This is a genomic window from Streptomyces sp. NBC_00086, assembly GCF_026343255.1.
Taxonomy (GTDB): Bacteria; Actinomycetota; Actinomycetes; order Streptomycetales; family Streptomycetaceae; genus Streptomyces.
Window position 1 is genome coordinate 6,537,501 of sequence record NZ_JAPELZ010000001.1, and the last position, 24,355, is coordinate 6,561,855.

Sequence of the window (24,355 nt, forward strand, 5' to 3'; positions counted from 1 at the left end):
GAAGAGGTCTGGTGCTTGGCACGTTGTTGGGTATCTGAGGGTACGGCCGAAAGGTCTTATCTTCGCGATGCCGGCCCCAGTGAACTCGCCAGCTTGTCTGGTGGGGTGATGGGTGACTGGTCGTTGCTTGAGAACTACACAGTGGACGCGAGCATCTGTAGGCCAAGTTTTTAAGGGCGCACGGTGGATGCCTTGGCACCAGGAACCGATGAAGGACGTGAGAGGCCGCGATAGGCCCCGGGGAGCTGCCAACTGAGCTTTGATCCGGGGGTGTCCGAATGGGGAAACCCGGCAGTCGTCATGGGCTGTCACCCACTGCTGAACACATAGGCAGTGTGGAGGGAACGCGGGGAAGTGAAACATCTCAGTACCCGCAGGAAGAGAAAACAACCGTGATTCCGGGAGTAGTGGCGAGCGAAACCGGATGAGGCCAAACCGTATGCGTGTGATACCCGGCAGGGGTTGCGCATGCGGGGTTGTGGGAATTCTTTTGATCGGTCTGCCGGCCGGTCGGCGAGTCAGAAACCGTTGATGTAGTCGAAGGACATGCGAAAGGTCCGGCGTAGAGGGTAAGACCCCCGTAGACGAAACATCAGCGGCTTGCTTAAGAATCTCCCAAGTAGCACGGGGCCCGAGAAATCCCGTGTGAATCTGGCGGGACCACCCGCTAAGCCTAAATATTCCCTGGTGACCGATAGCGGATAGTACCGTGAGGGAATGGTGAAAAGTACCGCGGGAGCGGAGTGAAATAGTACCTGAAACCGTGTGCCTACAAGCCGTGGGAGCGTCGCTGTATGTGCTTGCACATACAGTGGTGACTGCGTGCCTTTTGAAGAATGAGCCTGCGAGTTAGCGGTGTGTAGCGAGGTTAACCCGTGTGGGGAAGCCGTAGCGAAAGCGAGTCCGAATAGGGCGATTGAGTTGCACGCTCTAGACCCGAAGCGGAGTGATCTAGCCATGGGCAGGTTGAAGCGGAGGTAAGACTTCGTGGAGGACCGAACCCACCAGGGTTGAAAACCTGGGGGATGACCTGTGGTTAGGGGTGAAAGGCCAATCAAACTCCGTGATAGCTGGTTCTCCCCGAAATGCATTTAGGTGCAGCGTCACGTGTTTCTTGCCGGAGGTAGAGCACTGGATAGGCGATGGGCCCTACCGGGTTACTGACCTTAGCCAAACTCCGAATGCCGGTAAGTGAGAGCGTGGCAGTGAGACTGTGGGGGATAAGCTCCATGGTCGAGAGGGAAACAGCCCAGAGCATCGACTAAGGCCCCTAAGCGTACGCTAAGTGGGAAAGGATGTGGAGTCGCAGAGACAACCAGGAGGTTGGCTTAGAAGCAGCCACCCTTGAAAGAGTGCGTAATAGCTCACTGGTCAAGTGATTCCGCGCCGACAATGTAGCGGGGCTCAAGCGTACCGCCGAAGTCGTGTCATTGCAGCAATAGGGCCAACGCCCGCTGTGATGGGTAGGGGAGCGTCGTGTGCCGGGTGAAGCAGCAGCGGAAGCTAGTTGTGGACGGTTCACGAGTGAGAATGCAGGCATGAGTAGCGATACACACGTGAGAAACGTGTGCGCCGATTGACTAAGGGTTCCTGGGTCAAGCTGATCTGCCCAGGGTAAGTCGGGACCTAAGGCGAGGCCGACAGGCGTAGTCGATGGACAACCGGTTGATATTCCGGTACCCGCTTTGAAACGCCCAATATCGAATCAGGCGATGCTAAGCCCGTGAAGCCGTTCCGGACCCTTCGGGGAAAGGAAAGTGGTGGAGCCGGTGACCCAGACTTGTAGTAGGTAAGCGATGGGGTGACGCAGGAAGGTAGTCCAGCCCGGGCGGTGGTAGTCCCGGGGTAAGGGTGTAGGCCGAGGGGTAGGCAAATCCGTCCCTCATATAAGGCTGAGACCTGATGCCGAGCCGATTGTGGTGAAGTGGATGATCCTATGCTGTCGAGAAAAGCCTCTAGCGAGTTTCATGGCGGCCCGTACCCTAAACCGACTCAGGTGGTCAGGTAGAGAATACCGAGGCGTTCGGGTGAACTATGGTTAAGGAACTCGGCAAAATGCCCCCGTAACTTCGGGAGAAGGGGGGCCATCACTGGTGATCGGATTTACTCCGTGAGCTGGGGGTGGCCGCAGAGACCAGCGAGAAGCGACTGTTTACTAAAAACACAGGTCCGTGCGAAGCCGTAAGGCGATGTATACGGACTGACGCCTGCCCGGTGCTGGAACGTTAAGGGGACCGGTTAGTCACATTTCGGTGTGGCGAAGCTGAGAACTTAAGCGCCAGTAAACGGCGGTGGTAACTATAACCATCCTAAGGTAGCGAAATTCCTTGTCGGGTAAGTTCCGACCTGCACGAATGGCGTAACGACTTCTCGACTGTCTCAACCATAGGCCCGGTGAAATTGCACTACGAGTAAAGATGCTCGTTTCGCGCAGCAGGACGGAAAGACCCCGGGACCTTTACTATAGTTTGATATTGGTGTTCGGTTCGGCTTGTGTAGGATAGGTGGGAGACTTTGAAGCGGCCACGCCAGTGGTTGTGGAGTCGTCGTTGAAATACCACTCTGGTCGTGCTGGATGTCTAACCTCGGTCCGTGATCCGGATCAGGGACAGTGTCTGATGGGTAGTTTAACTGGGGCGGTTGCCTCCCAAAAAGTAACGGAGGCGCCCAAAGGTTCCCTCAGCCTGGTTGGCAATCAGGTGTTGAGTGTAAGTGCACAAGGGAGCTTGACTGTGAGACCGACGGGTCGAGCAGGGACGAAAGTCGGGACTAGTGATCCGGCGGTGGCTTGTGGAAGCGCCGTCGCTCAACGGATAAAAGGTACCCCGGGGATAACAGGCTGATCTTCCCCAAGAGTCCATATCGACGGGATGGTTTGGCACCTCGATGTCGGCTCGTCGCATCCTGGGGCTGGAGTCGGTCCCAAGGGTTGGGCTGTTCGCCCATTAAAGCGGTACGCGAGCTGGGTTTAGAACGTCGTGAGACAGTTCGGTCCCTATCCGCTGTGCGCGTAGGAATATTGAGAAGGGCTGTCCCTAGTACGAGAGGACCGGGACGGACGAACCTCTGGTGTGCCAGTTGTCCTGCCAAGGGCATGGCTGGTTGGCTACGTTCGGGAGGGATAACCGCTGAAAGCATCTAAGCGGGAAGCCTGCTTCAAGATGAGTATTCCCACCTCCTTGAGAGGGTAAGGCTCCCAGTAGACGACTGGGTTGATAGGCCAGATGTGGAAGCCCGGTAACGGGTGGAGCTGACTGGTACTAATAGGCCGAGGGCTTGTCCTCAGTTGCTCGCGTCCACTGTGTTAGTTCTGAAGCAACGAACTGTTGCTGGTTTCTAGAGCTAGAACATAACTACAAAGTGTGCTTGTTCGCTCGAAACCGATTAGGGTTTCGGTGGTCATAGCGTTAGGGAAACGCCCGGTTACATTCCGAACCCGGAAGCTAAGCCTTTCAGCGCCGATGGTACTGCAGGGGGGACCCTGTGGGAGAGTAGGACACCGCCGAACAATTTTTCAAAGGACCCCTGGTCCAGCGTTCAACGCTGGAGCAGGGGTCTTTTTTGTTTTCCAGAGCTTTACCGAGCTTTACGTAGCTTTACGCCGAAGCGCGGCCATGGGTTGGTTGCGCGAGAATGACTAGCGGTACCCCGAAGACAGGAGTCACACCCATGTCCAACTCTCCCGACGATCGTCCGGAGCGCGAGCCTCGGCGCAACGACGGCGGTGACAGGGGCGGCTACCGCGGGGGCCGTGACGACCGTGGCGGCGAGCGTCCGCCGTTCCGTCGCGATGACCGTCCCACCGGTGGTGGCGACCGCCCCTCGGGCGGTGGCTTCCGTCGTGACGACCGTGGTGGCCGTCCGGCCGGCGGTGGCGACCGTCCGTCGTACCCGCGTCGCGATGACCGTCCCTCCGGTGGTGGCGACCGCCCCTCCGGCGGTGGCTTCCGCCGCGATGACCGTGGTGGCCGTCCGGCCGGCGGTGGCGACCGTCCGTCGTACCCGCGTCGCGATGACCGTCCCTCCGGTGGCGGCGACCGCCCCTCCGGCGGCGGCTTCCGCCGCGACGACCGGGGTGAGCGTCCCTCCGGTGGCGGCTTCCGCGGCAACGACCGCGGTGACCGTCCCTCCTTCCCGCGTCGCGACGACGACCGCGGTGGGTTCCGCGGCGGCCGTGACGACCGTGGTGGCGACCGTCCGTCGTACCCGCGTCGCGATGACCGTCCCTCCGGTGGCGGCGACCGCCCCTCCGGCGGCGGCTTCCGCCGCGACGACCGGGGTGAGCGTCCCTCCGGTGGCGGCTTCCGCGGCAACGACCGCGGTGACCGTCCGTCGTACCCGCGTCGTGACGACCGCCCCTCCGGTGGCGACCGTCCTTCCTTCCCGCGTCGCGATGACCGTGGCGGGGACCGTCCCACTGGCGGCGGCTTCCGTGGGAACGACCGCGGTGAGCGTCCCTCCGGTGGTGGCTTCCGCGGCAACGACCGTGGCGACCGTCCGTCGTACCCGCGTCGTGACGACCGCCCCTCCGGTGGCGACCGTCCCTCCTTCCCCCGTCGCGATGACGACCGCGGTGGGTTCCGCGGCGGTCGCGACGACCGTGGTGGCGACCGTCCGTCGTACCCGCGTCGCGACGACCGCCCCTCCGGTGGCGACCGTCCGTCGTACCCCCGTCGGGACGACCGTCCCTCCGGTGGTGGCTTCCGCGGCAACGACCGTGGCGACCGTCCCTCTGGTGGCGGCTTCCGCCGTGACGACCGGGGTGAGCGTCCCTCCGGTGGTGGCTTCCGCGGCAACGACCGCGGTGACCGTCCGTCGTACCCGCGTCGCGACGACCGCCCCTCCGGTGGCGACCGTCCCTCGTACCCCCGTCGTGACGACGACCGCGGTGGGTTCCGCGGTAACGACCGTGGCGACCGCCCGTCCTTCCCGCGTCGTGACGACCGTCCCTCCTCCGGTGGGGACCGTCCTTCGTACCCGCGTCGGGACGATGACCGTGGTGGGTTCCGCGGCGGTCGTGACGACCGCGGTGGCGACCGTCCGTCGTACCCGCGTCGCGACGACCGTCCCTCCTCCGGTGGGGACCGTCCTTCGTACCCGCGTCGGGACGATGACCGTGGTGGGTTCCGCGGCGGTCGTGACGACCGTGGTGGCGACCGTCCCTCGTACCCGCGTCGCGACGACCGGGGTGGCGACCGCGGTGGGTTCCGCGGGCGTGACGACCGGGGTGGCGACCGTGACTTCCGTGCCGACCGGGACCCGGTCAAGCGGCTTCCGATCGACGACGACGTCACCGGTTTCGAGATCGACTCCGACGTTCGCCAGGAGCTGCTGAGCCTGCCCAAGGGGCTGGCCGAGGAAGTCTCCAAGAACCTGGTCATGGTGGCCCGGCTGATCGACGAGGACCCGGAGCAGGCGTACGCGTACTCGCGCATCGCCCTGCGCCTGGCTTCCCGTGTCGCCGCCGTGCGCGAGGCCGCCGGCTTCGCCGCGTACGCCAACCAGAAGTACGCCGAGGCGATCGCGGAGTTCCGCGCCGCCAAGCGGATGACCGGTTCGGTCGAGCTGTGGCCCGTCATCGCCGACTGCGAGCGCGGCCTCGGCCGTCCGGAGCGGGCGCTGGCCATGGCCGGCGAGGCCGAGGTGCAGAAGCTGGACAAGGCCGGACAGGTCGAGATGCGTCTGGTCGCGGCCGGTGCCCGCCGGGACATGGACCAGCTCGACGCCGCCATCGTGACCCTGCAGAGCCCGGAGCTGGCCTCCAGCTCCGTGCAGCCGTGGACCGCACGTCTGCGGTACGCCTACGCCGACGCCCTGCTGGCGGCCGGCCGCGAGGACGAGGCGCGCGAGTGGTTCGCCAAGACCCTTGAGGCCGACAAGGACGGGGCCACGGACGCCTCCGACCGTCTCGCCGAGCTGGACGGGGTCGAGTTCGTCGACGCCTCCGCCGACGACTCGGACGCGGACGTCGAGGTCGACGACGAGGCCGACGACGAGTTCGACGACGAGGACGAGGACGAGGACGACGACGACCCGGAGGTCGTCGCCGCCGAGCGTGCCTCCGACCAGGCCGAGTACTACGACGAGGACGACGACGAGTACGAGGGCGACGTCGAAGGCGACGTCGAAGGCGACGTTGATGTCACCGACGAGATCGTCGTTCTCGACGAGGACGAGGACGACGACCGTCAGGACGACGACCGTCGTGACGCCGGAGTCCGCGACGACGGCTGAGTGAGCTGAGAAGGGCGGTACCCCCGATGGGGGTACCGCCCTTTTTTTCGTTGGCCCGGGGTCCGTCAGTCCACGCTGCGCAGGACCAGGCCGGTGGCCGGCTTCGGGCCGAAGGAGGTGGACTTGCGGGGCATCGTCACGCCCTGCCGGGCCAGTTCCCGTACGACCGACTCGCGTACGGGGTGCAGCAGGACGGCCGTGCCCCCGAGGCGCTCCGCCATCTCGACGGTGGCCTCGGTGTCGTGGATGTACGAGATCTGGTCGGGGGCGTCGGGAACGGCCCAGAGGGTGTCCAACAGGGTCGCGTGGAGCACCGTGGCGTCCAGCCGGCGCCAGGCCTCGGGGCGGTCTCCGCGGACCGTGCGCTCGATCAGGTCCGGCTCGGGGTCGGTGACCAGGTGGAAGGTGCCGTCGCCGGTGAGCAGGAAGGCGTTGCCGAGCTCCGCGGCCTCGGCCAGGGCCGCCATGGCCGCCGATAGCGGGCCGTCGACGGTGCGGAGCCGGAAGCGGCCGTCGAGGGCGGCCAGGGCGTCGGCGGGGGGCAGGCGCCGGAGCAGCCGGTGGATCGCGCGGACCTGGAGGGGGTAGCGGGCGGTGTCGACGAGGAGGACGAGGCCGAAGTCCCAGGGGGTGGGGGAGCCGTGCTCCTCCTGGAGGCGCAGGTACGTCGCCCAGCGGTGGTGGCCGTCGGCGATGAGGGCCTGGCGGTCGCCCAGGTCGGCGGTGATCGCCGCCAGGTCGGCGGGGTCCGTGATGGCCCACAGCCGGTGCTGGAAGCCGTCCTCCGTGGTGGTGGAGAACAGCGGGGTGGAGTGGGCGGTGCGCTCGACGACCGCCGCCGCGCCGGCCGCCGGATCGTCGCCGAGGTAGGTGAGCAGGAGCGGTTCGAGGTTGGCCGAGGTGGCGCGCATCAGGCCGGCGCGGTCGGTGACCACGTGGGGCATGACGTCCTCGTGGGGGAGGACGATCCCCTCTTCGGCCGTGGAGAGGGCGAGGGCCCCGATGACCCCGCGCTGGAGGAGCTCGCCCCGGCGCTGCTCGTAGACGTAGAGCGCGGGCACCGGGTCGGCGCTGAGGATGCCCTCCGCGAGCCAGTCGCGCAGCGTGTGCGCCGCCTGCTGGTTGCGGGCGGCGGGGGTGTCCGCCTGCGGGAGGATCAGGCGGACGATGTTGTGGGGGTCGGCGGACTCCAGGTGGTTGAGTCCGTCGGGGCGCACGACCACGTCGTACGGCGGCGAGGTCACGGCGGCCAGACTGCCGACGCGCTCGGGGACATAGCGCAGGCCATGGAACGGGATCAGGCGCAGTCCGTGGTCCGCGGTGCCAGATGTGGTCATTGATGAATCGTAAGACCCGTCTCGGCATGCGGGATGATCGGGGGAGTACGGAAACCGGACAAGATCGATCGTATGAGGAGTCGACACCATGACGCGGCAGAGCAGGACCCTTCCCGCCGGCAGTGAGCGGAGTCTGCACCGGGCGTACGACACGGCCCTGCTGGACCTCGACGGTGTGGTGTACGCGGGCGGGGAGGCCATCGCGCACGCCGTGGACTCGCTCGCCGCGGCGCGGGCCGACGGGATGCACCTGGCGTACGTGACGAACAACGCGCTGCGCACGCCGGACGCGGTCGCCGGGCACCTGAGCGAGCTGGGCATCCCGACGGAGGCCGTCGAGGTGATCACCTCCGCGCAGGCGGTGGCCCGTCTCATCGCAGAGCAGGTCGAACCCGGGTCGAAGGTGCTGGTGATCGGCGGCGAGGGGCTGCGGGTCGCGTTGCGCGAACGCGGGCTGGTGCCGGTGGACTCCGCCGAGGAGGAGGGGCTCGCCGCGGTGGTCCAGGGGTACGGGGGGCCCGATCTGCCGTGGGGGCGGTTCGCGGAGGCCTCGTACGCGATCAACCGCGGGGTGCCGTGGTACGCCTCGAACACCGACCTGACGATTCCGGGGGCGCGGGGGATCGCGCCCGGCAACGGGGCCGCCGTGGAGGTCGTACGGATCGCCACGGGCGCCGAACCCCAGGTGGCGGGCAAGCCGCTGCCCCCGATGCACCGCGAGACCGTGCTGCGGACCGGGGCGAAGCGGCCGCTGGTCGTCGGGGACCGGCTGGACACCGACATCGAGGGCGCCTTCAACGGGGACGTGGACTCGCTGCTGGTGCTGACCGGGGTGACGGACGGGGCGCAGCTGCTGCGGGCCGAGCCGAAGTACCGGCCGACGTACGTGGACCGGGACCTGCGCGGGCTGCTGACCGGGCAGCCTGAGGTGGTGGCGGCCGACGGGGGCGGCTTCCGCTGCGGGGACTGGACGGCGGTGGCGCTGGACGGCGTACTGGAGCTGCGCGGGGAGTCGCGCGGCGAGGAAGCCGGCGACGGTTCGAACGGTGCGATGGACGGGCTGCGGGCGCTGTGCGCGGCGGCCTGGACCCAGGCGGGGGACGGCTCGTGCGGGCTGGACGCGGGCAAGGCGCTGGCCCGGCTGGGGCTGTAAGGGGCTGTAAGGGGCTGGACCGGCGCTGTGATCTGTACGGGTCGCGCGAGGCGGCGGAGCCGGGCCGGCGGTGGGGTGTTGCCGGGTCCTGGCAGGTCAGGGCCGGTGGGGGCCGGGTCCGAGGACCTGCTGGGAGGGCCGTTCGGGGGAGCCGACCACGGCGGAAGGTAGGTTAGCCTAACTTTCGTGTTGGTCGAGAGTCCCCCCGAACCGAGCGCGGCGCCGGCCGCCGCCACCCGCTCGCGCGACGGCGCGCGAGCCGCCGGTCTGCTCGCCGCCTTCGGCGTGCTCGCGCTGATCGTGGTGGCGAGCATCGCCGTCGGCGCCAAGCAGATGCCCCTCCACGAGGTCTGGCACGGCCTGTTCCACTACTCGGGGACGGCCTCCGACGTCGTCGTGCGGGACCTGAGGGTCCCGCGCACCCTCCTCGGCGTGCTCGTCGGCCTCGGCCTCGGACTGTCCGGCGCCGTGATGCAGGCCCTGACCCGCAACCCGCTGGCCGAGCCGGGCATCCTCGGCGTCAACGCGGGAGCCGCGGCCGCCGTCGTATCGGCCATCAGCTTCTTCGGGGCGTCCTCGCTGAGCGAGTTCGTGTGGTGGGCCTTCCTCGGCGCCGCCGTCGTCTCCGTGGTCGTGTACGTGCTCGGCGGAAGCCGCAGTGCCACGCCCGTGCGCCTGGCCCTCGCCGGTACGGCGGCCACCGCGGCCCTCGTCGGATACATCAACGCCGTGCAGCTCATGGACAGCAAGGCGCTGGACAAGCTCCGCTTCTGGACCGTGGGCTCGCTGGCCTCCGCGAACATGGACACCGTCCGCCAGGTGGCGCCCTTCCTGCTGGTCGGCGCGGTCATCGCGCTCGGCCTGGGCCGGCCGCTCAACGCCATGGCCATGGGCGACGACACCGCGCGGGCGCTCGGTGCGCACCTGACGCGGACCCGGATCGGCGCGATGATCGCCATCACCCTGCTGTGCGGGGCCGCGACCGCCGCCTGCGGGCCGATCGTCTTCGTCGGCCTGATGATCCCGCACCTCGTACGGTTCTTCACCGGCCCGGACATGCGCTGGGTGCTCGCGTACTCGGCGGTGCTCTCGCCCGTCCTGCTGCTCGGCGCCGACGTCATCGGCCGGGTCGTCACCCGGCCCGGCGAACTCCAGGTCGGCATCGTCACCGCGCTCATCGGCGGACCCGTCTTCATCTACCTCGTCCGGCGCAAGAGGATGGCCCAGCTGTGACAGTGACCGACGCACCCGTCAAGGCGCGCGGGGGCCGGCGCGGGCCCCGGCCGGTGCACCTGCCCGGCGGGATGTCCCTGCGCGTGGAGCGGCGCGCGCTCGGCGTGGGGGCTCTGCTCCTGGTGCTCACGCTGGCGATGGCCGTCCTGCTCATCGGCACCGGCGACTTCGACATCGCGCCGTGGGACGTCGTACGGACCCTGATGGGCAACGGCACGCCCGCACACGAGTTCATCATCAACGACCTGCGGCTGCCGCGGGTCCTGGTCGCGGTCCTGGTGGGCGCCGCCCTCGGGATGGCCGGCGCCGTCTTCCAGTCCGTCTCGCGCAACCCGCTCGGCTCGCCGGACGTACTCGGCTTCGGCTACGGATCGGCCGTCGGCGCGCTGCTGGTCATCGTGCTGTTCCACGGCAGCGCCGGCGAGGTGGCCGTCGGGGCCCTCGTGGGCGGGCTGGTGGCCGGAATCGCCGTGTACCTGCTCGCGTACAAGCAGGGCATCCACGGCTACCGGCTGGTCCTCGTCGGCATCGGCGCCTCCGCGATGCTGGTCGCCGTCATCCAGTACCTGCTGACGAAGGCGCAGCTCATCGAGGCCACCCGTGCGATGGTCTGGCTGACCGGCTCGCTGGCCGGCCGGGACTGGGCACAGGTCTGGCCGCTGCTCGCGACCTGCGCGGTGCTGTTCCCGCTGGTCCTCGGCCAGAGCCGGGCCCTGCGGATGATCGAGATGGGCGACGACGCGGCGTACGCCGTCGGGGTGCGGGTGGAGCGGACCCGGCTGCTGCTGATGGTGGCGGCGATCCTGCTCACCACCGCCGCCAGCGCCGCCGCCGGGCCGATCAGCTTCGTCGCGCTGGCCGCGCCGCAGTTGGCGCGCCGGCTGACCCGGTCGCCCGGGGCGAGCCTGCTGACCGGTGCACTGATGGGCGCACTCCTGTTGCTGGTGTCCGACTGGGCCTCACAGCGGGCCTTCGGCGCCGACCAGTTGCCGGTGGGGGTGGTGACCGGCCTCGTCGGCGGCTGCTACCTGCTCTGGCTGCTCGTCACCGAGCGCAAGGCGGGCCGCATATGAGGGGCCAGAGCTATGTGAGCAGCCAGAGCGATGTGAGCAACCAGAGGAGCAGGCAAGTGCAGCGGCTGACCGCGGAGAACGTGACCCTCGGCTACGACCAGCGGGTCATCGCCGAGAACCTGTCGGTGGAGATCCCCGACAACTCCTTCACCGTGATCGTCGGGCCGAACGCCTGCGGCAAGTCGACGCTGCTGCGGGCCCTTTCGCGAATGCTGAAGCCGACGGTGGGGCGGGTGCTGCTGGACGGGCAGGCCATCGGGTCGATGCCGGCGAAGAAGGTGGCCAAGACGCTGGGTCTGCTGCCGCAGTCCTCGATCGCCCCGGACGGGATCACGGTCTCGGACCTGGTCTCGCGGGGCCGCTATCCCCACCAGGGGCTGCTGCGGCAGTGGTCGGGCGAGGACGAGCGGATCGTGAAGGAGTCGATGGCCTCCACCGGGGTCGCCGAACTCGCGGACCGGGCGGTGGACGAGCTGTCGGGCGGTCAGCGGCAGCGGGTGTGGATCGCGATGGCGCTGGCGCAGCAGACGCCGCTGCTGCTGCTGGACGAGCCGACGACCTACCTGGACATCCAGCACCAGATCGAGGTGCTGAACCTCTGCGCGGAGCTCCACGAGGAGCAGGGGCGCACGCTGGTCGCGGTGCTGCACGATCTGAACCACGCGGCGCGCTACGCCACCCACCTGATCGCGATGCGGGACGGGAAGGTCGTGGCGGAGGGGGCGCCGGCCGAGGTGGTCACGGCGGAGCTGGTGGAGCGGGTGTTCGGGCTGCGGTGCCAAGTCATTTCGGACCCGGAGACGGGGACGCCGCTGGTGATACCCGCGGCGCGGGTGGCCCGTTCGATGGCTCGCGCGGAGTAGTCACGGGTGCGGCGCCGTTGCCGGGGGCCGGCCCCCGGACCCCCGCGCCTCAAACGCCGGCGGGGCTGGACTTGGCTAGAGCAGGCTTTTGAGGCGGAGGAGGTCGCGGAAGCCTGCTTCCAGGCGGATGCGGCCCGAGGCCCAGGCCTTGGGGAACTTCAGGGTGCCGGCGACCAGGGCCAGCAGGTCGTCGCCGGTCATCGCGAGGCGGATCTCGGCCTTGGCGGACGGCGGGCCGGGGGCCACCGCGTCCACGCGGATCCGGCCCGCGTCCAGGCGGCCCGTGAAGGTGCGGTCCAGGTCGGTGATGTGGCAGCTCAGCGAGCGGTCGAGCGCGGTCGCACCGCGCACGTCGCCTTCGGCCCGTGCCAGGTTGTCTGAGAGTTGGTCGAGTGCCGCACGGCACTCCTCGATCGTAGCCATCGTGATCCCGACCGTACCGCAGAGCCGTGCGTGGTCGCGGGCGCCCTACGCGGTAGCGTCGGGGGCATGAACGAAGAAGTGCCCGCCGCGGCCCAGGAGCCGGACGAAGCCCCGGCCGCGCCCGCCGGGCCGGTCGCGCTGGGCGTCGTACGCATCCCCACCGGGCACGCCGGGGCGGACGCCGCGCTGGAGCGGCTGGCGGACGTGGACCACCTCCCGGCGGACGGACACGTCGAGGTGTACGAGGATGTGCACAGGGGGCTGCGCTCCGCGCTGACCGCGCTGGACGCGCCGATCGGCCCCCGTCCGCACGAAAACAGGAGCTGAACCGATCGTGGCAGGAGTGGCACGCCGCCGCCTGGACGCCGAACTGGTACGCCGCAGCATGGCCCGCTCGCGCGAGCACGCCGCGCAGCTGATCGCCGCCGGCCGGGTGACCGTGGGCGGCAACACGGCGACGAAGCCGGCCACCCAGGTCGAGACCAGCGCGGCCCTCGTCGTCCTCAAGGACGACAGCGACCCCGACTACGTCTCCCGGGGCGGCCACAAGCTGGCGGGGGCGCTCGCGGCCTTCCAGCCCCAGGGGCTGCGCGTGGAGGGCCGCCGGGCGCTGGACGCGGGCGCCTCGACCGGCGGGTTCACCGACGTGCTGCTGCGGGCCGGGGTGGAGCACGTGATGGCCGTCGACGTCGGCTACGGGCAGCTCGCCTGGTCCCTGCAGAGCGACGACCGGGTCACCGTGAAGGACCGCACCAACGTGCGCGAGCTCACGGTGGAGCTGATCGACGGGGTGCCCGTGGACCTGGTCGTCGGCGATCTCTCCTTCATCTCCATCGGGCTGGTGCTGCCCGCGCTCGTACGCTGCTGCGCGCCCGACGCGGATCTGGTGCTGATGGTCAAGCCGCAGTTCGAGGTCGGCAAGGACCGGCTGGGCAGCGGTGGCGTGGTGCGCAGTACGGAGCTGCGCGCCGAGGCCGTGCGGGACGTCGCGGCGCAGGCGTGGAAGCTGGGCCTGGGCGTGCTCGGGGTGACCGCGAGTCCGCTCCCGGGCCCTTCGGGCAACGTCGAGTATTTTCTGTGGCTGCGGGCGGGGGCACCGGCACTCGACCCGGCGGATGTTGATCGTGCAGTGGCGGAGGGGCCGCAGTGAGTGATCTTTCGGGGGACCCGGCACAGTCGGGGAAGTCAGGGGAGCCGCAAGAGCCGGGGGAGTCGGTGAAGCGGACCGTCTTCCTGCTCGCGCACACCGGGCGGCCGGCGGCCATCCGCAGCGCCGAGCTGGTGGTGCAGGGCCTGCTGCGCAGCGGGCTGGGCGTACGGGTGCTGCGGCACGAGGCGGTGGACCTGCCGCTGCCGCCCGAGGTGGAGCTGGTGGCCGAGTCCGAGTGCACCCCGGAGGTGCTCGACGGGTGCGAGCTGCTGATCGTGCTGGGCGGCGACGGGACGCTGCTGCGCGGCGCGGAGTTCGCGCGCGGCTCGGGGGTGCCGATGCTCGGCGTCAACCTGGGCCGGGTGGGCTTCCTCGCGGAGGCGGAACGGGACGACCTGGACAAGGTCGTGGACCGGGTCGTGACGCGGGAGTACGAGGTCGAGGAGCGGATGACCCTCGACGTGATCGTGCGGACCAACGGGGACGTGGTGCACCGGGACTGGGCGCTGAACGAGGCGGCCGTCCAGAAGGTGTCCCCGGAGCGGATGCTGGAGGTGGTCCTGGAGATCGACGGGCGCCCGGTGTCCGGCTTCGGCTGCGACGGCATCGTCTGCGCGACGCCGACGGGCTCGACGGCGTACGCCTTCTCGGCCGGCGGGCCGGTGGTCTGGCCGGAGGTGGAGGCGCTGCTGATGGTGCCGATCAGCGCGCACGCGCTGTTCGCGAAGCCGCTGGTGACCTCGCCGGACTCGGTGCTGGCCGTGGAGGTGCAGACGGGGACCCCGCACGGGGTGCTGTGGTGCGACGGGCGGCGGACGGTGGAGCTGCCGGCCGGGGCCCGTGTGGAGGTCCGGCGGGGGGCGGTGCCGGTGCGGCTCGCCCGGCTGCACCACGCGTCGTTCACGGACCGGCTCGTCGCGAAGTTCGCGCTGCCGGTGTCGGGATGGCGCGGGGCCCCGCACTAGTTCCGTGGGGGCGGGTGCGGGCGCAGTACCGGCTCCGTACCGGCCCAGTACGGGTTCTGTGCTTCGCGCGTACGTAAATAGCATGATTGTTCGAGCCGGTTCGGGCGGGTGACGTCACATGGCACCCATGAAACCTCGGTATCGTCGTCCCGTGCTTGAGGAGATGCGGATACGGTCGCTCGGGGTCATCGACGACGCTGTGGTCGAGCTGTCACCCGGTTTCACCGCGGTGACCGGCGAGACCGGCGCGGGCAAGACCATGGTCGTCACCAGCCTCGGGCTGTTGCTCGGCGGGCGCGCCGACCCCGCCCTGGTGCGGATCGGGGCCAAGGCGGCGGTCGTCGAAGGGCGCATCGTCATGCGCCCGGACGCCCCCGCGGCGCTGCGCGCCGAGGAGGCCGGCGCCGAGCTCGACGACGGCGCGCTGCTGATCAGCCGGACCGTTTCCGCCGAGGGCCGCTCGCGCGCCCACGTCGGCGGCCGCTCCGTGCCCGTCGGACTGCTCGCCGAACTCGCCGACGACCTCGTCGCCGTCCACGGCCAGACCGACCAGCAGGGACTGCTCCGGCCCGCCCGGCAGCGCCAGGCCCTCGACCGGTACGCGGGCGACGCCGTCGCCGTCCCGCTGGAGAAGTACGCCGCCGCCCACCGCAGGCTGCGCGCCGTCGCCGGAGAGCTGGAGGAGATCACCACCCGGGCCCGGGAACGCGCCCAGGAGGCCGATCTGCTGCGCTTCGGGCTCGACGAGATCGCCGCCGTGGAACCGCTCTCGGGCGAGGACACCGAGCTGGCGGCGGAGGCGGAGCGCCTCGGGCACGCCGAATCCCTGTCCTCGGCCGCCCAGGTCGCCCACGCGGCCCTCGCCGGCAACGTCGAGGACCCGGAGGGCGTCGACGCGGGCGCGCTCGTCGCCGGGGCGCACCGCGCACTGGAATCCGTACGCTCCCACGACCCGGCGCTCGGCGCCCTCGCCGAGCGGATCGGGGAACTGGGCATCCTGCTCGGGGACGTGGCCGGGGAACTCGCCGGGTACGCGGACGACCTGGACGCCGACCCGCTGCGGCTGGCGGCCGTGGAGGAGCGGCGGGCGGCGCTGACCCAGGTGATCCGCAAGTACGGATCCGCCGAGAATGGCGTGGACTCCGTCCTGGAGTGGGCCGAACGGGGTTCCGTACGGCTGCTGGAGCTGGACGGCGACGACGAGCGGATCGACGAACTGACCGCGGAGCGCGACGGGCTGCGGCTGGAACTCTCCGCGCTGGCGCAGGCGTTGACCGACGCGCGGAACGAGGCGGCGACCCGCTTCGCGTCCGCCGTCACCGAGGAGCTGGCCTCCCTGGCGATGCCGCACGCACGGGTCACCATCGACGTCCGGCAGACCGAGGACCCCGAGGGGGTCGAGGTCGGCGGCCGGCTCGTCGCGTACGGGCCCTCGGGCGTGGACGAGGTCGAACTGCTGCTGGCCCCGCACCCGGGCGCCCAGCCGCGGCCGATCGCCAAGGGTGCCTCGGGCGGTGAGCTGTCCCGGGTGATGCTCGCCGTCGAGGTCGTCTTCGCGGGCTCCGACCCGGTGCCCACGTACCTCTTCGACGAGGTCGACGCGGGCGTCGGCGGCAAGGCGGCCGTGGAGGTCGGACGGCGGCTCGCGAAGCTGGCCAAGTCGGCGCAGGTGGTGGTCGTCACGCACCTGCCGCAGGTGGCGGCCTTCGCGGACCGGCAGTTGCTGGTCGAGAAGACCAACGACGGGTCCGTGACCCGCAGCGGGGTCACCGTCCTGGAGGGCGAGGCCCGGATCCGCGAGCTGTCGCGGATGCTGGCCGGCCACGAGGACTCGGCGTCGGCGCGGGCGCACGCGGAGGAACTGCTCGCGGCGGCCCGGAGCCCGGAGTAGGGCTTCTTGTCGCCGGCAGGGTCACCGGGGTCAGCAGACCGACGTCCGGATAGCCCGTGTGGGTGAGGATCGGGGGGTCCCGGCGGCAACTCACACGGGATCCGCACCCGTATGGTCCCGGAACGCGCGTGCGGACTGGCATTCTGAGCGACGTCCCTGCCTTCTTCCCTCCCTCACCCTGGAGCTTCGGCCCGTGAGCAGCTCCCCGGTCCCGGTCCCCGTCCTTCGCACCGTCCAAGTACTCGGCGGCGCGAGCGGTGGTGCGCACGTGCGGTCGCTGGCCACCGGGCTCGCCGCGCGCGGCGTACGGGTCACCGTGTGCGGGCCCGTCGATGCCGAGGGGGAGTACGACTTCACCGGCGCCGGCGCGCGGTTCACCCCGGACGCGGTGAGCGCGCTGCGGGCCGCCTGCGTCGAGGCCGACGTGGTGCACGCGCACGGCGTACGGGCCGGCATGCGCGCGGCGCTGGCCCTGCGCGGGCGGCGGGTCCCGCTGGTCGTGAGCTGGCACGGCGGCGGCCCCGGCAGCGGCCGTCTGAGCCTGCTGCTCGAACGGCACGTCGCCCGGGCCGCGGCGATCGTCCTCGGCGCCTCCTCGGCGCAGGTGGACCTGGCCCGGCTGCGGGGCGCGCGGGACGCGCGGCTGGCGGCGGTGGCGGTGCCTTCTGGGACCTCCGGGCCGTCAGGCGCTCCGGACGCTCCGGACCCGGGGAAGGTGCGGGCGGAACTCGGAGCGGTCGAGAGGCCGTTGCTGATCGCGGTCGGGAGTCTGGTGCCGCGGCGCGGGTACTCCGTACTGCTGGACGCGGCGCGGGAGTGGCGGACGCTGGACCCGGTGCCGCTGCTGGTGATCGCGGGTGAGGGCCCGATGCGGGCGGAGCTCGCGCGGCGCATCGAGGCGGAGCGGCTGCCGGTACGGCTCCTCGGGCGGCGGCGGGATGCCGCGCGGCTGCTGGCGGCGGCCGATGTCGCGGTGCTGCCGAGCCGGTGGGAGGCGCGGTCGCCGCTGGCACAGGAGGCTCTGCGGATGGGCGTGCCGTTGGTGGCGACGGCGGTGGGCGGGGTGCCGGAGCTGGTGGGTTCGGCGGGTGTGCTGGTGCCTTATGGGGAGGCGGGGGTGCTGGCCGCTGCCGTGGCCGGGCTGCTGGCGGATCCCGCGCGGCGGGGGGCGCTGGCGGAGGCCGGGCGGGCTCAGGCTTCGACGTGGCCGTCGGAGGACGACACGGTGGCGCAGGTCCTGTCGGTGTACGACGAGCTGGCCTCGCGTCGGCGGTAGCCCTCAGGCGGGAGCCCGGGCCCTCGCGTTGCCGGCGGCCCGGCCCGGCTGCGGGTGTGCCGCTGCGCGGTGCGGAGTCCCCTACCCGCCCTTCCACCGTTCCCCGGAGCTCCGCCCCGGACCCGATCCCGAGTGCGGCGCCGTGGCCGGGGGCCGGCCCCCGGACCCCCGCTCCTCAAACGCCGGAGGGGCTGGATTTTCGCCGGCGTTTGAGGCGCGGGGTCCGGGCGCAGCCCGGGGAACGGGCGAAGGACGGGTAGGGGACTTCACCCCGGAGGGTCGGCCACCCGCAGCCGCCCACCGGGCCCGCTCCGCGTCAAGAAGGGTTCACGTGGCGGCGGGCGCGGAGGGCCAGGCTCAGGGAGAGGACCGTTTCCGGGTCGTCCAGGTCCGCGCCCAGGAGCTCCGAGATGCGGGCCAGGCGGTTGTACAGGGTCTGGCGGTTCAGGTGGAGCTCGCGGGCGGTCTCCGCCTTGCGGCCCGCGTGGGCCAGGTACGTCTCCAGGGTGGGCAGGAGCGGCGGGCGGGACTGGGTGTCGTGGACGCGCAGGGCGCCGATCGCGCGGTCCACGAAGGCCGCCAGGTCGGGGTGTTCGCGCAGGCGCCACAGGAGCAGGTCGATGTCGAGGCGACGGGCGTCGTACCAGGGCCGGGACGGCAGCCCGGCCGCGGCCGTTGCCGTTTCCGCCGCGTGGCGCAGGCCCGCCGAGGCCGCCGCCCAGCTTCCGCAGACGCCGACCACCACCGCGGGCGCGGCCCCCGCCCGGTCCAGGCCGGCCCGCTCCACGCCGGTCCGCAGCGCCACCGCGACCCGGTCCGCGACCGTCGTGCGCTCGGCGTCGGAGCGGAGGGAGACCAGCAGGGGGACGCGGCCTTCGACCGGGCGGACCCCGAGGAGCACCGGGACGCCGACGGAGGCGAGTTCCTCCAGGACGGCCCGGGCCAGGACCGCCCAGTTCCCCGACGGGGCCAGGTCCGAGGACAGCCGCATGACGATGGGCAGGAGCGGGCCTGGGCCCGGTTTGAAGCCCAGGACGCGGGCCTGGGCGGGGGCGTCCTCCGCCGAGATCCGCCCCTCCGCCAGGTCGGTGAGGAAGTCGCCGCGGCCGCGCGCCGCGAGCTCGTCCTCCTGCCGGGCCTGCATCAGCACGACGGCCAGTACGCCGGCCGTCCGTTCCGCCGCCATCCGGTGCACGGGCAGCAGCGGGGCGGACACCCCGAGCAGGACCAGCCGGGCCCGCACCGAGCCCGTGCCGCGGCCGCCGCCCGGGACGTCGACCACCACGGCGTTGCCGGAGGGCTCCGGATCGCGCTGGCCCCGCAGGCCCTCCCACACCTGGAGCGGGTCCGCCGCGGCCTCGCCGGCGACCGGGCCGGCCGCGTACAGCAACTGGCCGTCGGGGGTTTCCAGGAAGACCGGGTTCGCCGTGAAGTCCGCCAGGATGTGCAGGACTTGGGGGATCCCGCCGCCGTCGAGCAGGGCCTCCGTGCAGCGCCGGTGGACTTCCTCGGCCCGCTGGAGCAGTGCGTAGTGCCCGTTGACGATCTCGGTGTGGACCTCCTCCGTGACGGTCACGAAGGGCACCTCCCGGTGCAGTTGGACCAGGGGGAGGCCGACCGCCCGCGCCGTCTCCACCAGGGTCGCCGGGAGCCGGGTGAAGCGGGGTCCCAGCTCGACGACCAGTGCGGCGATGCCGCGGTCCGCGAGGCGGCGCACGAAGGCGCGCTGCTCGGCGGGGCGGGTGCCGAGGCCGAGGCCGGTGGTCAGCAGCAGCTCGCCGCCCTTGAGCAGGGAGGCGATGTTGGGGACCTCGCCGGCGTGCACCCAGCGCACGGTCCGGCCGAGCCGGTCGGCGCAGGCCACCACCTCAGGGAGCCCGCTGCGCAGCCCCGGCAGCTCAAGTGCCCGCTGAACCGTGATCCCGCCCTGATTGTCCATATCGCGGACGCTACCGGGGCTCCTGTTCCCTGCACATCACCGAGCGGTTACGGGGTCCCATCTACCCCCGTCCGGCCCGACAACTCGTCGCCTCGGTAAGGGGATTATCGGACTGCATGCCGATTGTGGCGTACGTCACGCAGGGAGAGAGTGAGCGCCCTCACGACAGGAACGAGGAGCCATGAGCACGGATAGCAGCACCGGCGGCGGCGCACCCCAGGTCCAGCGGCTGAAAGCCAATTCGGTGGGCTTGGTCGGTGTCGTCTTCATGGCCGTCGCCACCGCCGCTCCGATCACCGCGATGACCGGCAACCTTCCCATCGCGGTCGGCTTCGGAAACGGCATCGGAGCCCCGGCCGGATACCTCTTCGCCACCGCCGTCCTGACCGTCTTCGCCGTCGGCTACGTCGCCATGGCCAAGCGGATCACCGCCGCCGGCGCCTTCTACGGGTACATCTCGCACGGCCTCGGCCGGATCGCCGGCATGGCCTCCGGCATGCTCGCGGTCCTCGCCTACATCGTCTTCGAGGCCTCGATCGTCGGCGTCTTCTCCTACTTCACCAAGACCACCGTCCACGACCAGCTCGGCATAGACCTGCCCTGGATCGTCTACGCGGCCGGCATGCTCGCGATCACCGCGGCCCTCGCCCACTTCGACATCAACCTCACGGCCAAGGCCCTGGGCGTGATGCTCGTCGCCGAGATCGCCGTCCTCTTCGCCGTCGCCACCGCCGTACTGATCGCGGGCGGCGGCCCCGACGGGATCCCGCTGGAGCCCGTCAACCCGAAGAACGCCTTCACCGGAATCTCCGCCGGGCTCGGCCTCTTCTTCGCCTTCTGGTCCTGGGTCGGCTTCGAGTCCACCGCCATGTACGGCGAGGAGTCGAAGAACCCGAAGAAGGTCATCCCCAAGGCCACCCTGATCTCCGTCGTCGGCGTCGGCCTCTTCTACATCTACGTCTCCTGGATGACCATCGCGGGCAACGGCCTCGCCAAGTCCGTGGAGCTCTCGGCCTCCGCGAGCCCGCTCGACCTGTTCTTCGTCCCCACCCAGACCTTCATCGGCGCCTGGGCCGTCGACGCCTTCCAGTGGCTGCTGCTCACCGGCTCCTTCGCCTGCGGCATGGCCTTCCACCAGTGCGCCGCCCGCTACCTCTACGCCATCGGCCGCGAGGGCTTCCTGCACCCGGGCCTGGGCCGTACGCACGCCAAGCACGGCTCCCCGTACATCTCCTCCATGGTGCAGACGGCCATCGCCACCGGCCTGGTCGTGCTGTTCTGGCTGACCGGGCAGGACCCGTACATCCACCTGTACACGCTGCTCGCGATCCTCGGCACCATGGCGATCCTCATCGTCCAGACCCTGTGCTCCTTCGCCGTGATCGGCTACTTCCGCAAGAACCACCCCGAGGACCGGCACTGGTTCCGCACCTTCACGGCCCCGCTGATCGGCGGCATCGCCATGGCCGCCGTGGTCGTCCTGCTGCTGGTCAACATGAAGACGGCGGCCGGGCTGGCCGCCGACTCGTTCTTCTTCACCCTGATCCCGTGGATCGTCGGGGTCGTCTTCTTCGGCGGGCTCGGACTCGGGCTGTGGCTGAAGTTCAAGGCCCCCGAGCGCTACGAGATCATCGGCCGCGTCGTCCTGGAGGACGCCGCCGAGCGCACCGACGAGCCCGCCGACCAGTCCGCCGCCACCGCCCCCTCCGCCGCGAACGTCTGAGAAGGAGCCACCGCCATGGCCCGTACGCCACTGATGCACGCGCTCCGCCAGCTCGCCGCCGAACACGCCGCCGCCCGCCGGCTCGGCCTGCCCGTCGCCGAGGTCCGCGGCTCCACCCGCCGCCAGCTCCTGGGACGCGCCGCCGCGCTCGGCCTCGGTACCGCCGTCGCCTCGGCGGCCGCCGCCCCCGCGCTCGCCCACGCCGTGGAGGCCGACAAGAAGCCCGTCACCCCCGCCCGCGTCGCCATCGTCGGCGCCGGCATCTCGGGGCTGACCGCCGCCCTCACCCTCAAGGACGCGGGCGTCCCCTTCACGCTCTACGAGGCCAACCCGAGCCGCGTCGGCGGCCGGATGTGGAGCCAGCGCTCCCTGTGGGCCTACGGGCAGACCTCCGAGATCGGCGGCGAGCTGATCGACACCAGCCACAAGAAGATCCTGGAGCTGTGCCGCCGCTTCAACCTCCCCACCGAGGACTTCCTCGGCGGCGGCCCCAACGGGGCGGAGGAGGTCCTCTGGTTCAACGGGACGTACTACCCCCGCGAGCAGGCCGACGTGGACTTCAACGCCGTCTACCAGGCCCTGCGCCGCGACCTCCAGGAGGCCGGCGAGGTCTCCTGGAACTCCACGACCCCCGCGGGCACCGCCCTGGACAACATGACGCTCCACCAGTGGATCGAGACCCGGATCCCCGGCGGACACGGCTCGCGGCTCGGCCGCTTCATCGACGTGGCGTACAACGTCGAGTACGGGGCCGACACCGATCAGCAGTCCGCCCTCGCGCTGGTCCTGCTGATGGGCTACCAGCCCAACCCGGGCAACTTCAACGTCTGGGGCCTGTCCAACGAGCGCTACCACATCACCGGCGGCAACGATCAGCTGCCGAACGCCATCGCCCAGGCCCTGCCCGCCGGTTCGACCGTCATGGGCCGCGAGCTGGTCGCCGTACGCGTCTCCGCCGACGGCACCCAGACGCTGACCTTCAACGACGCGGGCGCCACCCGCACGGTCGTCGCCGACCACACCATCCTGTGCCTGCCGCTGCCGATCCTCCAGCGCATCGACATCACCGGCGCCGGCTTCGACCCGCTGATGAAGAACCTGCTGCGCGACGCCCGCATGGGCTACTGCACCAAGCTCAACATGCAGTTCACCAGCCGCCCCTGGCGCGGCACCGGCCCCTGGCCGGGGGTCTCCGCCGGGGACTGCTTCACCGACAGCGAGGTCCAGCAGACCTGGGACACCACCAAGGTCCAGCCGGGCAACGGCGGCATCCTGCTCCAGTACGGCGGCGGCACCCTGGCCGGCGCGATCACCCCGGCGACCCCCTTCGCCACCGACTCCGACCCCTACGTACGCGCCCTCGCGGGCCGGATGCTCACCGGGATCGACGCCTTCTTCCCCGGCACCAAGGCGGCCTGGAACGGCAAGGCGCAGATATCGGCCTGGCACCGCAATCCGTACGCACTGGGCGCGTACTCGTACTGGCCGACCGGCTACCTGCACAAGTACGCCAAGTACGAGGGCACCGCGCAGGGCCGGATCCACATCGGCGGCGAGCACTGCAGCTACGACTTCCAGGGGTTCATGGAAGGCGGGGCGACCGAGGGGGAGCGGGCGGCGAAGGAGGTCATCACCGCCCTCACGTAAGCCCCGGGCGGGCGGTCAGGCGGGCTGGATGTTGTGGTTGAAGCGGAAGACGTTGTCCGGGTCGTACTCCCGCTTCAACCGGCCCAGCCGCCGCATGTTCTCGGGCCCCAGGCCCGCCGCCACCCGGTCTCCGCCCTCGTCCCCGGTGAAGTTGAGGTAGACCGCGCCGGTGCTCCACGGCCGGACGTCGGCGCGGACGTCCTTGACCCACTGCCGGACGCGCTCGTCGTCGGCCGGGTCCTCCCAGGCTCCGAACGGGTGCACCGCCCAGGGCGCGTCGCGGAACGAGATCGGGTAGTCGGCCGGACCCTCGGCGATCGCGCCGCCCTGGGGCCACACCACGTGCTGGGTGCCGCTCGGCACCGGCATGGAGTCCGCGCGGGCGCAGAACACGTCCACGAACTCGTCGGGCACCCCGCTCAGGTACTCCGCCGACCAGTAGTTCCGCATGCCCGGCGGATCGTCGAGCATGCACTGCAGGTCCGGGTAGGGCAGGTCCGTCACCAGCTCCGCCTCGTGCGGGATCGCCAGCAGCGGCGCGGCCAGCCGCCGCAGCTCCTCCACGGGACCCGCGTACGTGATCAGCGCGCCCGCCAGCAGCAGGCCGACCAGGTGCGGCGGGACGAACTCCTCGGGCGGGCCCGTCATGTAGATGGCGCCGCCGCCGGCCTCGCGCGGCCCGTCCTCCATCACGTCCCGGTACGTACGGACCATCTCGGGCCCGTGCTCCGGCAGGTACAGCAGGAACGCGACGGACATGTCCGGCAGCTCGTGCAGCCGCAGGGTCAGCGAGGTCGCGATGCCGAAGTTCCCGCCGCCGCCGTGCAGCCCCCAGAACAGCTCGGGGTGGTCCTCGGCGGTCGCCGTCACCATCTCCCCGTCGGCCGTCACCAGGTCGACCGCGAGCAGGTTGTCCACCGCCAGGCCGAACTTGCGGTCCAGCCACCCGGTGCCGCCGCCCAGCACGAAGCCGCCCACCCCGGTGGTGGAAACGCGGCCGCCGGTGGTCGCCAGCCCGTACCGCTCGCAGGCCCGGTCCAGCTGGCTCATCGTGGCGCCGCCCTCGACGCGGACGGCCGAGGCCCCGGGATGGACCGTCACCGTCTGCATCCGGCGCAGGTCCACTACCACGCCGCCGTCGTTGAGGGACATGCCGGCCACGCTGTGGCCGCCGCCGCGCACCGCGATCGGCAGGTCGAGCCGCCGTGCGAATCGCACGGCGGTCACCACGTCCACCGGACTCTCGCACTGCGCGATGACGGCCGGCCTGCGGTCGATCATCCCGTTGTAGAGGGTGCGGGCCTCGTCGTACCCCGGATCCTCCGGAACCAGGACGGCACCGGACAGGTCCTCGCGGAGCTCGGCAAGTGCCGTGCCCGCCTTCGAGAGGGGAGCCATGGCTACCCCCTTCCGGGAGAGGCGGAAAGGTGAACGACCCTTCCAGGGTA

General features: G+C 70.7%; 16 protein-coding genes, 2 rRNA genes and 1 pseudogene. 15 read left to right on the plus strand and 4 right to left on the minus strand.

The window, feature by feature from the left end:
* Positions 1-160: 160 nt before the first annotated feature.
* The 4 genes and pseudogenes from OG276_RS29670 (at position 161) to OG276_RS29690 (ending at position 6,234) form a co-directional block, all read left to right on the plus strand.
* A 23S ribosomal RNA gene (locus OG276_RS29670) occupies positions 161-3,284 on the plus strand.
* Positions 3,285-3,391: 107 nt separating this feature from the next.
* Positions 3,392-3,508, plus strand: a 5S ribosomal RNA gene (gene rrf, locus OG276_RS29675).
* 125 nt (positions 3,509-3,633) lie between these two features.
* Positions 3,634-5,121, plus strand: a pseudogene (locus OG276_RS40865) (hypothetical protein); the annotation flags it as partial.
* Positions 5,122-5,331: 210 nt separating this feature from the next.
* Complete coding sequence (locus OG276_RS29690; protein WP_266913220.1) at positions 5,332-6,234, plus strand: tetratricopeptide repeat protein; 903 nt, start codon at positions 5,332-5,334, stop codon at positions 6,232-6,234.
* A 65-nt stretch (positions 6,235-6,299) separates the two neighbouring features.
* On the opposite strand, the gene OG276_RS29695 is transcribed toward OG276_RS29690, so the two are convergent.
* Complete coding sequence (locus OG276_RS29695) at positions 6,300-7,571, minus strand: DUF1015 domain-containing protein (protein WP_266909865.1); 1,272 nt, start codon at positions 7,569-7,571, stop codon at positions 6,300-6,302.
* Positions 7,572-7,659: 88 nt separating this feature from the next.
* Between OG276_RS29695 and OG276_RS29700 the strand changes: the two genes are divergently transcribed.
* The 4 genes from OG276_RS29700 to OG276_RS29715 all read left to right on the plus strand — a co-directional run bounded on the left by OG276_RS29700 (position 7,660) and on the right by OG276_RS29715 (position 11,893).
* A complete protein-coding gene (locus OG276_RS29700; RefSeq protein WP_266909867.1) occupies positions 7,660-8,724 on the plus strand; it encodes an HAD-IIA family hydrolase in 1,065 nt (354 codons plus the stop codon).
* A gap of 186 nt (positions 8,725-8,910) precedes the next feature.
* A complete protein-coding gene (locus tag OG276_RS29705) occupies positions 8,911-9,957 on the plus strand; it encodes an iron ABC transporter permease (protein WP_266909869.1) in 1,047 nt (348 codons plus the stop codon).
* 71 nt (positions 9,958-10,028) lie between these two features.
* On the plus strand, positions 10,029-11,030 hold the full coding sequence (locus tag OG276_RS29710; protein WP_266913222.1) for an iron chelate uptake ABC transporter family permease subunit: 1,002 nt from the start codon (positions 10,029-10,031) through the stop codon (positions 11,028-11,030).
* Positions 11,027-11,893: an ABC transporter ATP-binding protein gene (locus OG276_RS29715; RefSeq protein WP_266909871.1), complete on the plus strand. Its 867-nt coding sequence runs from the start codon at positions 11,027-11,029 to the stop codon at positions 11,891-11,893. The genes OG276_RS29710 and OG276_RS29715 overlap by 4 nt, the downstream gene beginning before the upstream one ends.
* 75 nt (positions 11,894-11,968) lie before the next feature.
* Here OG276_RS29715 and OG276_RS29720 read toward each other — a convergent pair whose 3' ends face one another.
* Entirely contained in the window at positions 11,969-12,316 is a 348-nt protein-coding gene (locus OG276_RS29720; RefSeq protein WP_266909873.1) for an SCP2 sterol-binding domain-containing protein, read from the minus strand.
* Positions 12,317-12,382: 66 nt separating this feature from the next.
* On the opposite strand from OG276_RS29720, the gene OG276_RS29725 reads away from it, so the two are divergent.
* The 5 genes from OG276_RS29725 to OG276_RS29745 all read left to right on the plus strand — a co-directional run bounded on the left by OG276_RS29725 (position 12,383) and on the right by OG276_RS29745 (position 17,598).
* Complete coding sequence (locus OG276_RS29725) at positions 12,383-12,643, plus strand: hypothetical protein (protein WP_266909875.1); 261 nt, start codon at positions 12,383-12,385, stop codon at positions 12,641-12,643.
* A gap of 7 nt (positions 12,644-12,650) precedes the next feature.
* The gene (locus OG276_RS29730) at positions 12,651-13,466 is read left to right on the plus strand and encodes a TlyA family RNA methyltransferase (protein ID WP_250753412.1); all 816 of its coding nucleotides are present in this window, start codon (positions 12,651-12,653) and stop codon (positions 13,464-13,466) included.
* Positions 13,467-13,531: 65 nt separating this feature from the next.
* Entirely contained in the window at positions 13,532-14,431 is a 900-nt protein-coding gene (locus OG276_RS29735) for an NAD kinase (protein WP_266909879.1), read from the plus strand.
* Between the two features lie 163 nt (positions 14,432-14,594).
* Positions 14,595-16,322 (plus strand): DNA repair protein RecN, encoded by a 1,728-nt coding sequence (gene recN, locus OG276_RS29740; RefSeq protein WP_266913224.1) that lies wholly within the window; start codon positions 14,595-14,597, stop codon positions 16,320-16,322.
* 193 nt (positions 16,323-16,515) lie between these two features.
* Positions 16,516-17,598, plus strand: coding sequence for a glycosyltransferase family 4 protein (locus OG276_RS29745; protein ID WP_266909881.1), 1,083 nt, complete (start codon positions 16,516-16,518; stop codon positions 17,596-17,598).
* 316 nt (positions 17,599-17,914) lie between these two features.
* Here OG276_RS29745 and OG276_RS29750 read toward each other — a convergent pair whose 3' ends face one another.
* A complete protein-coding gene (locus OG276_RS29750; RefSeq protein WP_266909883.1) occupies positions 17,915-19,537 on the minus strand; it encodes a PucR family transcriptional regulator in 1,623 nt (540 codons plus the stop codon).
* A gap of 181 nt (positions 19,538-19,718) precedes the next feature.
* Between OG276_RS29750 and OG276_RS29755 the strand changes: the two genes are divergently transcribed.
* On the plus strand, positions 19,719-21,260 hold the full coding sequence (locus OG276_RS29755) for an APC family permease (protein WP_266909885.1): 1,542 nt from the start codon (positions 19,719-19,721) through the stop codon (positions 21,258-21,260).
* Positions 21,261-21,275: 15 nt separating this feature from the next.
* On the plus strand, positions 21,276-22,907 hold the full coding sequence (locus tag OG276_RS29760) for an NAD(P)/FAD-dependent oxidoreductase (RefSeq protein WP_266909887.1): 1,632 nt from the start codon (positions 21,276-21,278) through the stop codon (positions 22,905-22,907).
* A gap of 15 nt (positions 22,908-22,922) precedes the next feature.
* Here the strand turns inward: OG276_RS29760 and OG276_RS29765 are convergent, their stop codons facing one another.
* A complete protein-coding gene (locus tag OG276_RS29765; protein WP_266909889.1) occupies positions 22,923-24,305 on the minus strand; it encodes an FAD-binding oxidoreductase in 1,383 nt (460 codons plus the stop codon).
* Between the last annotated feature and the right edge of the window lie 50 nt (positions 24,306-24,355).